The following is a 12,756-nucleotide window of genomic DNA, read 5'->3' on the forward strand; positions in this document are numbered from 1 at the left end:
GGGAACGTTTTAAAATAGTAATTTAAAACGTTTATTTGTCGTTCAACCAAATTATTATTCTACATTTAGTTGTTTTTCTTGACTTTTAACATAGTTTGTCTTTCTTAGTACCAAACCGGCTTTCTGCATCTGAAAGCGGTATCATTTCTTTTACAAAATATATCTTACCACGGTTAGTTTGTTCATGCAACCAACTATGATATATTTTTAATCCAAAACGGCACATTCTTGACATTTTGGTGCGCGGCTTCTCAACACTAACATATAAATAATGCACCCACTCATAATAAATACCCATATTAATGGCACAAAAACAGTTTCAAAACTAATGATATGAACCGCTAAAAGGCTCAATAACATCGAGATATCATTCCAAACATAACAAGATAAACTCTCTGAATACGGTGCCTGTTTAATTTTCTGAATCGTCGGAATAATTGCCAAGGCTTCAACAATCGCCAATATAAACAATAGCTCTCCCTGCGTCAGCCCATGACCCAAGGTCAACAAAAGTGGCACTATAACTGCACCTAACATGGCCACAATAAATCGTCGATTAATTGGTTGTTCTTTGGCGTATTTGAGTCCAATAATGCCAAAGTAGGAAAAAAAGATAACGCTCAAAACCATTGATGTTGCGCCAAAACCGCCACGATTAGCCAAAATAATCACAGACTCAATTAACGAAATTAATGCCCAAATCATAAAAGTCGCAAAATTTGGTTGGAATTGTCCACGTTTTAACGCACGAAGTGCTGGCACATTTCGATAAAATACTGCTAACATTGCTAGTCCACCCAACCACGTCTGTATATGTAACATTAATCTGCCCCACTTTCTCATCATGACAGTTGCTATCATAATGATTCATTACTTTGCTATTTATCATAACAAATATTCGTTAATAGGGGCTAAAGTTCATATTTTATTCACATAAATTGCTCTTTAAATGAATTTATTGCATAAAAAAGCTGGATGCTCGTTGGCATTCAGCGATAAGTGCTATTTACTTTTTAGGTTGTGACAAGTCAACCTCTTCTAACTTAATCACTTTTGTTTTATGGGAAATTTTGTACCAAATATATAAAATTGCAAATAATGGTACAGACAAGTATGTTATTGCGATTTTTTCCCAATTCAAGTTAGTAAAACTTTCTGGATCTTGTCCAATAATTACCCCAATTGAGATAACCAATGCAAATAGTGGCCCAAATGGGAACCACTTTGCCCGATACTTCAAATCCGACAAGCTTTTACCCTGTGCAACATACGCGCGGCGGAAGCGATAATGTGAAATCGCAATTCCAACCCAAGCAATAAACCCAGTCAATCCAGAGGCATTAACGAGCCAAGTATAAGCGACCGAACCACCTTTAGTATTAGAAATAAACGCTAACAAACCAATTGCCGTCGTCAAAACCAATGCTGCCACAGGTACACCGCGTTTGGACACTTTACCAAAAATCTTAGGGGCTTCACCCTTACGCGCCATGGCAAACAACATACGTGATGATGCATAAGATCCAGAATTCGCTGATGATACAATTGATGTCAAAATAACAGCATTCATCAAACTGGCTGCAAAAGCGATACCCGCATTTTTAAAGACAATCGTAAATGGTGATACAGCAATATTTTCAGTTGATGAACTTAACAAACGTGGATCTTGGTAGTAAACCAAAGCCGAAATCACAAAAATTGCTAAAATATAAAACAACAAAATTCGCCAAAAGACTTGATTGATAGCCTTGGGCACTGATTTGTCAGGGTCTTGTGCTTCTCCAGCAGTAATACCAATTAGCTCAGTCCCTTGGAAAGAAAATCCTGCCACGACAAAGACTGACAAAATGGCTTGTGGTCCGCCAACGAAGCCATGGTTGCCAACTGATAAGTTTTTCATGACATTGACGTCAGAATGAATAACGCCAAAGATTGTTGCCACGCCAACCACCAAAAAGACGATGATTGTAATCACTTTAATCATTGACAACCAAAATTCAGCTTCACCAAAAGCTCCAACGGAGAACAAATTAATCAAAAAGATGAATGCCAAAGCAACGGCTGAAAAAATCCAACCCGGTGTATTTGGCCACCAAAACTTGGCAACTAATCCAACAGCCACAATATCAACCGCCAGCGTGATCGCCCAATTGAACCAATAATTCCAGCCCATCGCAAATCCTAATGCGGGATCAACATATTTACCTGCATAATCTGAAAATGAACCAGAAGTTGGTGCATAAGTCGCCATTTCTCCTAAACTGGTCATCAAAAAATAAACCATCACGCCAATCGCTAAATAAGCGACAATAGCGCCCATTGGACCAGCCTGCGCCACTGTGGCACCCGAAGCAACAAACAACCCCGTACCAATTGATCCACCTAACGCAATCATCGACACATGACGTGTTTTTAGATTTCGTTTAACTTGCCCACTATCCTCAGACATAAAAAATTCTCCTTTTCCCAACAAAAAACCTCTTCCTGCTCACACAGAAAGAGGTTTAAAAAGTCATTTTCTTAATCACTTTTCAAAGCGCACCGTATTACTACGACAGTCTAGTAACTGTTAATTACCAGCCCAAACATCATATTGCCAGATGACATTTTCGGCAATCGCCCCTTTAACATAACATCAACGTCTTGGCAGACTCAATTATGCGACTCATGTTGATTGCAACCTCTTTGATATATTAGTAAAAGCATATCACAATCAAACCCGACCGTCAATTTTTAGGGCATGTTGCCATTGACGAGCTCGCTTGCGATACGTTTGTGCGGTTAATTGCCACCAAAAATAGCCAAATAATAACGCGCCAAGACCGCTAGATAATAACATGTTATTGATTTGGACCAATGAAATCATCATGAAAATCCAAAATACACCAATCAGCCAATTCATCATTATCTGCAATCGCCTTGATTGAAATAAACGTGGCACAATCAATGCTACCACCAAGAATAAGATTTGCGACCACCATACCAACAATAAATTTGGCATCATATCACGTAGCTTTAGCCCATTATCCCAAGAGATACCAACTACGATGGCAACAATCAAACACACTAACATCCCCATTGATTGTGAAATAATGAACCACCACATCGCGATTTTGTATTGTGCCAGATAAAGAACACCAGCCATCAAAGCGATAAATGGCAGGACTACCCAATAATGCGCAAACAGATGCCCTATTGTTATCAAAGCTTGCAGAGAATGTGGCAACATATTTTGAACCACTAAGGTAGCTGCATCATCCCCAAATGTCAACAAAACCGCGTTAAACCTGACGGCAAGGCAAAACACAGCAAATACTAGACCAAAAATAATAATCAACAATTTTCGTAATTTATCAGGTTGAATTAACACAAATACACTTCCGTTCACCCGCCATGACGCAGTAAACGCTCTCCCAATTTATTAAAATTCTACAAACACGTTTGCTTATCGTACATAATAATTGTAGCATTGTGTAGAATATAATTATTGAAAAAACAGTGAAGTGGTAGGAATTTAATCTTGGCTTTAACTTTGTCCATTATCATTATGCTATTGGTTGGTGTTCTTGCCGGAGTCCTTGGGGCGCTTTTGGGCCTTGGTGGTGGCATGATTGTCACGCCAATCTTAGTGATTGGTTTTAATATTCCTATTCACTACGCAATCGGTGCCAGTATTGTCGCTGTGATTGCGACTTCATCTGGTGCTTCAATCGCATATTTAAAAGACGACATGTTGAATTTGCGTGTCGCTATGTTACTCGAAATTTTTACGACAATTGGTGCGCTGGTCGGCGCAATATGTGCAGGCCTTTTCGCCCCAATTTGGTTAAATTTCCTTTTTGGCGTGCTACTAGTTTATCAATCTTACCGGATGTGGCGTAAATTGCACGTACACAACCAAGCTGATTTGGTCGCACGCGATGACCCACTCGCCAACAAGTTGCAACTCAACACCGCATACTATGACAAAGCACTGAATCAAACCATTGATTATCGTGTGGAGAATATTCCCGGTGGCGCTGTTGTGATGTTATGGGCTGGCCTCGCTTCTGGTTTATTAGGCATTGGTTCTGGTATGTTCAAAGTGTTTGCCATGGACGGTATCATGAAAATGCCACTCAAGCCTGCCAGCGCGACCTCTAATTTAATGATGGGTGTCACGGCCGCAGCCAGCGCCCTCGTTTATTTTTTTAATGGCACTATTCGAGCCGACATCGCCGTCCCAATTGCTCTAGGTATCGTTTTAGGTGCAACAATTGGGGCAGGCATCATGCCATATGTACCAGCAATACCGACAACTATTTATCCCAGTTGTCGGTATTGCTGGTATACAACTCTTGCTCAAAGCATTTAATATTACATTATATTGAGGCCCTCACCTATGCCCACTAATCAAGCAGAAAAAGATTTAGAACGTCAAATTGGCATTGTTTTAAGAATTGGCGTTATGATTGCTGTTGTTGTGATGATTCTTGGTTTTGCTTTCTACCTCATTAATGGTGCCAAAACCGGTTTCCCCGACAACCAATTTCCGCGTCAACTAGCACAGATTGTACATGGTTCCTATCATTTTCAAGCTGGCGCTCTCATGATGTTAGGACTATTTTTACTCATTCTAACGCCTGTTTTACGAATTATCGCTTCCATTTATGCTTTCACCAAAATTAAAGATTGGCGATATGCTGGCATTACCCTCGCAGTTTTCATTATTTTACTCGTTGCCATGTTCATTGGCCAACACTAATCGGAGATCATCATGGCAGAAAATCAAACAAAGTCTCGTACAGATCGTTTTAAGAAACCAACCCACAAATTGCGAAATATGATTTTAGCAATCATCGCTGTATTAGCAATCACGGCCGGTGGCTTCGCGTGGTACGCAATTAATAACGCTAAATCAACAATTGATAAGGTTTATAAGAGCACAGGCACTAAAAAGGCCCGCAATGTCTCAAGCGTTGTTTCTAGTGGTAAACCATTATCTATTCTATTGTTTGGAACTGATACAGGCGAACTTGGTCGTACTTACAAAGGACGTACCGATTCAATGATGTTATTGCTTATCAATCCCAAAACAGAAAAAACGACAATGATTTCAATTCCTCGTGACGCAATGGTTGCCATCCCCGGTTATGAAGATACTTTCCCACAAAAAATGAATGCCGCTTATGCCTATGGTTCAACATCAACGGCCATCAAAACTGTTGAAGCTTATCTTAATATTCCAGTTGATTTCTATGCGTTAGTAAATATGGCTGGTTTGGAAAAAATGGTCACCCAAGTTGGCGGTATTTCCGTAAAGTCACTACTTGATTTTACTTATAGCCAAGACACCGCTCACGATTACGGTCCCAACTTATACCGGTTCCACAAAGGTAGTACCGGTTATGAACACTCTGATGACAATGGTGTCACATGGTCTGCAACAAAGCATGTTATGACCGGCGATGCAGCACTAGCCTTCTCTCGGATGCGCTATGACGATCCTGAAGGTGATTATGGCCGTCAAAAGCGTCAACGTCTCGTTCTTGAAGGTTTGATTAAAAAATCTGCCAATGTTTCAAGCCTCTTGAACAATTCATTTATGACAACGCTTAGTAAAAATGTCCTCACTGATTTGACATTTGGTGACATGACAACAATCGCAAGTAAATATATTAAAGCCAAGAATAATATTGTGAGTGAACATATTCAAGGCGTGGGAACAAGCTATCCAGACGCTTCTGGTAATGCCATTTCTTATGAAGTCGTGACACAGAAAGAAAAGCAACGTGTAACTAACCTAGCTCGTAAAGCACTAGGGTTAAAGGCAGCAACAACTGGTCCGGCCTATGGTGGTGAAGTACCAAGCACACTACAAGCCGTGGCTGCTTCTCTCCGACCTGCAGATGATGAGTCCTCAAGTAGCACTGAAAGTTCATCTGACACGTCGACAGAGAGTTCTTCTGATCAATAATTTTATCATTTTAAAACCCCTGAAAAATTAATTTCGGGGGTTTCTTTTTGATTAAAACACTTACTTTTTAAGTTGTCGCTTTGATAGAATCAGATAGACCGGCAAGCCCATCGCGACCACGGCAATTGATATTACAACACCAGAAAAATCATGCAAAATTTCTGAAATTTCCACGTAAAGTGAACCTGCAATTGCTAGTATTGGGATAAACGGATATAAGGGTGCTGAAAATGCTCTATTAACGCCAGTCGGATCTTTGTGTCGCAAAATGAGAACCCCGACAAATGCCAAAATATAGAACAAGAAAGTCGTGAACATGGCAATGTCAGTGAGTCGATCAGGATTAGTCAACAATAACATTAAGTCGCCCAGCACAATCATAAACCAAATCGCAGCATTAGGTGTTTTGGTCCGCATGTTAATCTTAGAAAACGTTTTTGCAAACGGGAATAAGCCATCTCGCGCCATTGCAAATAACACACGTGGAAATGAAACAATTTTACCATTGAGTGTCCCTAGTAATGAAATTAAAACCGCCACACTCATCAAACGACCACCAACGACACCAAAGGCACTGGTTGCCATATGAATTGTTGTATTTTGACCCAGCGCAACAATCTTTGATGCCTCTAAGCTTCTGTATGTCCCATAACTGACCCCGACGTAAGAGATAATGACAATAATCAAACCAAATACAATTGCCTTTGGTAGAACTTTTTGCGGATTTTTAATTTCACCACTAATATTTGCCAAAGTTACCCAGCCGTCGTAAGCAAATAGCGTTGCTAAAATAGCGACCCCAAATCCCCCACTATTAGTGTGTGCTACCGCAGTAACTGTCTGTCCCAACGCTTCATGCTGTCCAAAAAACATACCAAAAATGATCAACGCAACAATCGGCAACATCTTAAGTGTCGTCGTCAATATCTGAAAGCCAGCACTGAAACGATTAGGAATTGAGTTGATTATGCCAACAAACGCTAACGCAATAATCGCTGAGGGTATCGCCCACATTTTGGGTAATTGAAACAAGTCAACAAACAATATCCCAAAGTAAGCAGAAATAGATCCCATCATAGCCGGTCCATAAAATATGACTTGCATCCACCCTGCTAAATAGCCCCAAACTTTGCCATAAATTTTTTCAATATAAATGTATAAGCCGCCAGTTTTAGCCATTTGGGAACCAATTTCAGCAACACTCATACCGGAGGCCAGTGTCAAAATACCACCAGCCGCCCATGCAATTAATGCGGACGTCGTACTACCAGCCGACGCTAATACGCTACCTTGTTTAAAAAAAATCCCTGAACCAATGATTGTGCCAACCACTAAAGCCAGTGATGCAGTCAGGCCGAAGCCGCGGTTGAGTTGTGCTTTATTATCCATATCGTCCCCTGATTTTGTTTCTATCTTGCCATTATATACTATTTTAATTTATCATATTTTAACAATTTGTGTCTTTTTTATGCCACTATTACTATGATCGACACTAAAAAAGCAATCTTTTCAGATTGCTGTGATTTATTTAGTCGAAATAATCAATGCCCATTGCATGGCGTACATCTTTCATTGTTGACTCTGCTACTTCATTAGCATGATCAGAGCCAGCCTTTAACATAGCCATCACAGCTGGAATATCTTGGGCAAATGTTTCACGTCGTTGACGAATAGGTGCCATTTCAGCTTCCATCACTTCAATCAAGTGCTTTTTGATTTTCATGTCGCCAAGGCCACCAGCAGTGTATTGCTCTTTTAATGCCTGCACACGTTGCTTATCAGGATCAAAAATATCCAAATAAGTAAAGACGACATTGCCTTCAACATGACCGGGATCATCAATGTTTATGTGCAATGGGTCAGTGTACATCGACTTGACTTTTTTAGCTAATGTGTCTGCATCATCACTAATATAAATACCGTTGTTCAGTGATTTTGACATTTTAGCATTACCATCAATGCCCGGTAGACGTCCTTGCCCCTTCGGTGGAAAGACACCGACAGGCTCAACCAATACTTCTGATTGATAAGCATTTTTGAATGAACGAACTAGCTCGCGTGTCTGTTCAATCATGGGTTCTTGATCATCACCAACCGGCACTTTTGTGGCCCTGAAAATTGCAATATCGGCCGCTTGAGACACAGGATAAGTCAAAAATCCCGCTGGAATACCCTCTCCAAAACCTTTTTGTTGAATTTCTGATTTAACAGTCGGATTGCGTTGCAGACGTGCCACACTGACCAAATTCATAAAATATTCAGTTAATTCTGGCAACCCAGTAATTTGAGATTGTACAAAAATCGTTGATTTAGTAGGATCAATACCAACTGCCAAATAATCCAATGCAACTTCTGTTAGCGAACGGCGAATTTTTTCAGGATTACGAGCGTTGTCTGTAAAAGCTTGCGTGTCAGCAATCATAATAAATGGATCAAATTCACCAGAATCTTGCATTGCCACACGATTTTTCAATGAGCCAATATAATGCCCAATATGCAATTTACCAGTTGGTCGATCACCCGTTAAATAAATTTCTTTTGCCATGTTTAACCTCGATTTAATTGATTAGCTTATTTCATTATACTTGAAAAAACACACCACGTGATAAGAAATATCGTCTAAGTTTGACATTAGGTTTAAAAACTTATACACTATCACTATTAAGAAAAAGAGGTACGGGAACTTGTTGAACGAATTTTAAGATGTAGTGACAAAAAACAGGCAACTGTTTTGGTGCGCTTTTCTTGAGATTGGTCTGCAATTTTCGTCAACACGTTAAATGCCCCAGTCTCGTAGTTTGATTGGAGGCATTTTTTGATGCGAGAAACACCCCGAAAAGTATTTTTAGTTGGCTTGACAACGAGTCAGGCAAATTTAACTTATGAATTAGAAGAATTAGGCAACCTAGCAAAAGCAAATAACTTAGACCCAGTTGAGACGTTCACCCAAAAACTGGAACGCCCTAACCCAGCAACTTATTTTGGTAAAGGCAAAGTTGAGGAAATTAGCGCGGCAGTAGCAACTTACGAGGTCGACATGATTGTGGCTAACGACGAGTTGACACCTTCGCAAATCCGTAATTTGGAAAAAGCAACCAACGCGACTGTGGTGGACCGCACTGGTTTGATTTTAGATATTTTTGCACAACGTGCGCAAACTAAAGTGGCCCAATTACAGGTTCAATTGGCGCGTTTGCAATATCAGTTAACAAGATTACGTACAAGTATGTCAATCACGCTGGATCAGCAAACTGGTGCTGGTGGTGGTGGCTTTACGTCACGAGGCGCTGGAGAAACCAAACTCGAACAATCTCGTCGCCGTATTACAGCTCAAATGGTTCATATTCGTCAAGAATTAGCAGACCTTGAGAAAGGTGAGACAACACGTTCAGCACAACGCCAAAATAACGATTTACCAAGTGTAGCCTTGGTCGGCTACACTAACGCAGGTAAATCGACACTAATGAACCGGCTGTTGGCGCGTTTTGGTGTTGGTGCTAATAACGATGATAGCAAACAAGTTTTTGAAAAAGATATGCTTTTTGCCACTTTGAACACAACCGTGCGCCAACTGACATTACCAGATAAAAAACAATTTTTGCTCAGTGATACCGTTGGTTTTGTCTCTAAAATACCTCACAACTTAGTCGCTGCTTTTAAATCGACTTTGCAAGAAGCGGCCAGCGCAGATTTACTGCTACACGTTGTTGATGTCTCTGATCCTCACTATCAAGACATGATGACCACGACCAGCCAAACATTACAAGAAATTGGTGTTAGCGGTCGACAAACCATCACAGTTTATAATAAAGCTGATCGTACCGAGCTCGTTTTTCCAGAAGTAACTGGTGAAAATGCAATTACCATTTCTGCTTTAGATATTGCTTCCCAAGATGCCTTAATTGATCTCATCAAACAACATGTGTTCAAAGATGTTGCAGTCGTCAACTTGCACATTCCTTTTGACAAAGGTAACGTTCAGGCTCAGCTCGCCGCAAAACACACATTTTTACAGGAAGATTATGATGATACTGGCACTCTGATAACAGTTGAGCTGTCAACTAATGAACGCGAGACTTTCAGAGATTATATCGTTTAAAAAAAGGGCAGCAAACCAATTATGGTTTGCTGCCCTTTTAATATTTCTCGTTCATCGGGATGACGAGATTTGAACTCACGACCCCCACGTCCCGAACATGGTGCTCTACCAAGCTGAGCTACATCCCGTTGATACGAGAATAATTTTAACGCAATCAATGCGCCAATTCAAATTTTAATACGCTAATGTTTCACCTTTTGTTGGTAGATAGACATTCAAACCTACTTTGCGTAATGCTTCTGCTTCTTTTTCTGGCTTGAACGAATGCCAAGTAACAGTCTTTTGAGCATTGACATGTTGTGCTAATGCCACCAAATCTTCTGGCTTGGCGTGACCACTTGCACCCAAGCGTTGGAGCTCGACATGATTGGCATCTAAGTATGCCTGTAATTCGGCAAATCGAGGATCATACTCTCCTAAAGGTTCGCCATTCATGTGTAGATATACAAATTGACCATCAAATTGATCTAAATCATGTAATTGATTAAAGTGATTTTGAATAACATAATGATGAGGTCGTGCCAAAGCGGCTTCCCAATCAATTTCTTTAACATCCGCAACACCCATTGCCCGCATAATTGTAGCAAATTGCTTATCCCAAAGGATTTCACGACCATGCAGCCGTGCTGTATTTTGCAGAGCCTCTAAGCGATCAATGTTACGTTCATAAGGATTAATGACAACCAATTGATGATGTTCATCTAAAATTTGTCCAAAATCTTGTTGCAATGACATCTCAGTATGGCGCACATGTTCCTTTTCGTCATCGGCATCAAAGCTAAATTCTGTACCTTCTAACAAAAATAAATCAATGTGTGCTTCACGTAAGATGTCTGCCCAATGATTGACACGTTCGGGGTGCGGACCATCAAGTCGCACATCCCCACTATGAACAAACGTGTGTACACCGTCACGGACACGAATTGCAGCAGCACCACGTGCATCATGGTCAGTCTCAAAAAATGTAACTTCAAAATCACCAAACATCATTGGCGTCTCAAATGGGATTACTTTGATAGTCGCATTAGGTGCAGATTCGGTCCCTAATTCAGTCAAAACATGGTATAAATCAGCCGAAGCTTGACTCATGTACACATCGGTTAGCTTGGTTAGATACTTCAACGCGCCCATATGATCCAGATGTAAATGAGAAACAAAAATGGTTGTTGTCTTATCACTTTCAACGTCAGTGAATAAATCAGGTAGTGCTGGTAATGTCCCATCTGCTAATAAATCGCCAGTCGGTGTTTCAGCCGGTGCAAAATTAACACCGAAGTCCATCACTAATCGTGTATTCCCCTCTGTGAACGAGACCACATTACCACCAATTGTATTCAGTCCATTTAAAAATTGTACTTGCGTACTCATTATTTATTCTCTTTCAAAGTCTTCTTTGTTTGATCAGATAAAGTTTTCAAAGCGTCTGCAGCAGGTGTTTTCTTCGTCAACATTGAATCAACAGCATTCAGCAAGTTCGTACGATAGTCTTGGTAACCCAAGAATGCAGTATCTGAGAAGGCTCCTGGTAATGAGTCTGACGCTGCTTTAGCTAATGGGTTCTTCTTTAGGTATGCTTTATAAGCAGATGACTTAGTTGCTTTCTTAGTAATTGGCAAGTAACCTGTGGCTTCTGCCCACTTTTCAGTTTGCTTATCAGACATCAAATATTTCATGAATGCCCAAGCGCCTGCTTGTTGCTTCTTAGAGGCTGTTGCCGTAACTACTAAGCTATTACCAGCCAAAACAGTTGCTGATTTGCCCTTATAAGATGGTAATGGTGCTGTACCCCAATCAAAGTCTTTAGCTGCAGCTGCTTGTGTTGCTGTAATTCCTGCAGATGATGAGAAAGTCAAAGCTGTCTTACCATTAACAAAGTTTGTTGTGCCGTAGATATCAGAACCAGCCGTTTTAGCAGTGCCATCAGCGACCATATCGGTAATTAACTTGGCAGCAGCCACTGCTTTCTTTGAGTCAACATTAACTTTGTCTTTGCTAGTTACCAATGATACACCAGCCGAACGGACCATTGAATTCCATTCCATATCAAATGACTTATCAAAGCCTACTGTTGCAATGCCATCTTTCTTCAAAACGTCAGACATCTTTGCAATATCATCCCAGGTTTTTGGTACTGATAAATTGTATTTCTTCAGAAGCGTTTTGTTATAGAACATTTCTCGTACAGAGGCTGAGAAAGGTGTTGAATAGAATTCACCCTTATACTTAGATTGTTGCAAGAAACCAGAATAAATATTGTTTAGTTGCTTCTTTGACAATCCATTCTTACCATCAACCTGTGATTGAAGTGAAGTTACAATACCGTCTTTTACGTAATCAGGCACTTGTGTGTAAGTTGCTTGCGCCATAACCGGCAAAGTTTTTGACTTCGCACCAGCCATGATTTTTTGGTTCAAAGTCGTATAGTCACCTTGCGCAGTTGCCACAATTTTATACTTACTTTGTGATTTGTTGAAGGCATCAATACGCTTTTGCAAAGCGTCTTTGTATGGGCCAGCCATGGCGTGCCAAAATGTGACTTTAACTGGTTTCGTTGCTGCACTCACTGTCTCTGTATGCACAGCCGACAAACCTGCAAAAGATGAACTTGCCATAATCGTGATAGCAGCCAAAGCTGCAACTTTCTTCCCAGTACTCATGTGTACATGTTTCCTTTCGTGTTCCCAAAAAATTTTAGCTGCTT

At 40.4% G+C, this 12,756-nt stretch carries 10 protein-coding genes, 1 tRNA gene, 1 pseudogene and 1 riboswitch; of the genes and pseudogenes, 4 read left to right on the forward strand and 8 right to left on the reverse strand.

Annotated elements, in window-relative coordinates; all coding sequences use genetic code 11:
* Window positions 1-207: 207 nt before the first annotated feature.
* The 3 genes from IEU71_RS05005 to IEU71_RS05015 form a co-directional block, all read right to left on the reverse strand.
* Window positions 208-822, reverse strand: coding sequence for a hypothetical protein (locus IEU71_RS05005; protein WP_233127264.1), 615 nt, complete (start codon window positions 820-822; stop codon window positions 208-210).
* 184 nt (window positions 823-1,006) lie between these two features.
* Entirely contained in the window at window positions 1,007-2,449 is a 1,443-nt protein-coding gene (locus tag IEU71_RS05010) for an amino acid permease (RefSeq protein ID WP_004913982.1), read from the reverse strand.
* 77 nt (window positions 2,450-2,526) lie between these two features.
* Window positions 2,527-2,694, reverse strand: a riboswitch (Lysine riboswitch).
* Between the two features lie 19 nt (window positions 2,695-2,713).
* Window positions 2,714-3,388, reverse strand: a complete 675-nt coding sequence (locus tag IEU71_RS05015) for a phospholipid phosphatase (RefSeq protein WP_235193504.1) — start codon at window positions 3,386-3,388, stop codon at window positions 2,714-2,716.
* Window positions 3,389-3,547: 159 nt separating this feature from the next.
* Between IEU71_RS05015 and IEU71_RS05020 the strand changes: the two are divergent.
* The 3 genes and pseudogenes from IEU71_RS05020 to IEU71_RS05030 all read left to right on the forward strand — a co-directional run bounded on the left by IEU71_RS05020 (window position 3,548) and on the right by IEU71_RS05030 (window position 5,956).
* Window positions 3,548-4,370, forward strand: a pseudogene (locus IEU71_RS05020) (sulfite exporter TauE/SafE family protein).
* Between the two features lie 11 nt (window positions 4,371-4,381).
* Window positions 4,382-4,744 (forward strand): DUF1634 domain-containing protein, encoded by a 363-nt coding sequence (locus IEU71_RS05025; protein WP_004913963.1) that lies wholly within the window; start codon window positions 4,382-4,384, stop codon window positions 4,742-4,744.
* Between the two features lie 12 nt (window positions 4,745-4,756).
* Complete coding sequence (locus IEU71_RS05030; RefSeq protein WP_004913961.1) at window positions 4,757-5,956, forward strand: LCP family glycopolymer transferase; 1,200 nt, start codon at window positions 4,757-4,759, stop codon at window positions 5,954-5,956.
* A 60-nt stretch (window positions 5,957-6,016) separates the two neighbouring features.
* On the opposite strand, the gene IEU71_RS05035 is transcribed toward IEU71_RS05030, so the two are convergent.
* Complete coding sequence (locus tag IEU71_RS05035) at window positions 6,017-7,345, reverse strand: APC family permease (protein ID WP_004913959.1); 1,329 nt, start codon at window positions 7,343-7,345, stop codon at window positions 6,017-6,019.
* A gap of 139 nt (window positions 7,346-7,484) precedes the next feature.
* Complete coding sequence (trpS, locus tag IEU71_RS05040) at window positions 7,485-8,501, reverse strand: tryptophan--tRNA ligase (RefSeq protein ID WP_004913956.1); 1,017 nt, start codon at window positions 8,499-8,501, stop codon at window positions 7,485-7,487.
* 273 nt (window positions 8,502-8,774) lie between these two features.
* Between trpS and hflX the strand changes: the two genes are divergently transcribed.
* Window positions 8,775-10,055, forward strand: coding sequence for a GTPase HflX (hflX, locus tag IEU71_RS05045; protein WP_080519672.1), 1,281 nt, complete (start codon window positions 8,775-8,777; stop codon window positions 10,053-10,055).
* A gap of 54 nt (window positions 10,056-10,109) precedes the next feature.
* On the opposite strand, the gene IEU71_RS05050 is transcribed toward hflX, so the two are convergent.
* The 3 genes from IEU71_RS05050 to IEU71_RS05060 all read right to left on the reverse strand — a co-directional run bounded on the left by IEU71_RS05050 (window position 10,110) and on the right by IEU71_RS05060 (window position 12,712).
* Window positions 10,110-10,183: transfer RNA gene (locus tag IEU71_RS05050), tRNA-Pro, on the reverse strand.
* A 46-nt stretch (window positions 10,184-10,229) separates the two neighbouring features.
* A complete protein-coding gene (locus IEU71_RS05055; protein ID WP_036068623.1) occupies window positions 10,230-11,423 on the reverse strand; it encodes an MBL fold metallo-hydrolase in 1,194 nt (397 codons plus the stop codon).
* Window positions 11,423-12,712 carry an ABC transporter substrate-binding protein gene (locus IEU71_RS05060; protein ID WP_004913951.1) on the reverse strand — a complete coding sequence of 430 codons (1,290 nt, stop codon included), beginning with the start codon at window positions 12,710-12,712 and terminating at the stop codon, window positions 11,423-11,425. The genes IEU71_RS05055 and IEU71_RS05060 overlap by 1 nt, the downstream gene beginning before the upstream one ends.
* Window positions 12,713-12,756: the final 44 nt, after the last annotated feature.

The organism is Leuconostoc falkenbergense, assembly GCF_014634805.1.
In the GTDB taxonomy this organism is placed as follows: Bacteria; Bacillota; Bacilli; order Lactobacillales; family Lactobacillaceae; genus Leuconostoc; species Leuconostoc falkenbergense.

Coding starts and splice junctions, on each gene's coding strand:
- IEU71_RS05005 (WP_233127264.1), bottom strand. CDS start 822: ATGTTACATATACAGACGTGGTTGGGTGGACTAGCAATGTTAGCAGTA.
- IEU71_RS05010 (WP_004913982.1), bottom strand. CDS start 2,449: ATGTCTGAGGATAGTGGGCAAGTTAAACGAAATCTAAAAACACGTCAT.
- IEU71_RS05025 (WP_004913963.1), top strand. CDS start 4,382: ATGCCCACTAATCAAGCAGAAAAAGATTTAGAACGTCAAATTGGCATT.
- IEU71_RS05030 (WP_004913961.1), top strand. CDS start 4,757: ATGGCAGAAAATCAAACAAAGTCTCGTACAGATCGTTTTAAGAAACCA.
- IEU71_RS05035 (WP_004913959.1), bottom strand. CDS start 7,345: ATGGATAATAAAGCACAACTCAACCGCGGCTTCGGCCTGACTGCATCA.
- trpS (WP_004913956.1), bottom strand. CDS start 8,501: ATGGCAAAAGAAATTTATTTAACGGGTGATCGACCAACTGGTAAATTG.
- hflX (WP_080519672.1), top strand. CDS start 8,775: ATGCGAGAAACACCCCGAAAAGTATTTTTAGTTGGCTTGACAACGAGT.
- IEU71_RS05055 (WP_036068623.1), bottom strand. CDS start 11,423: ATGAGTACGCAAGTACAATTTTTAAATGGACTGAATACAATTGGTGGT.
- IEU71_RS05060 (WP_004913951.1), bottom strand. CDS start 12,712: ATGAGTACTGGGAAGAAAGTTGCAGCTTTGGCTGCTATCACGATTATG.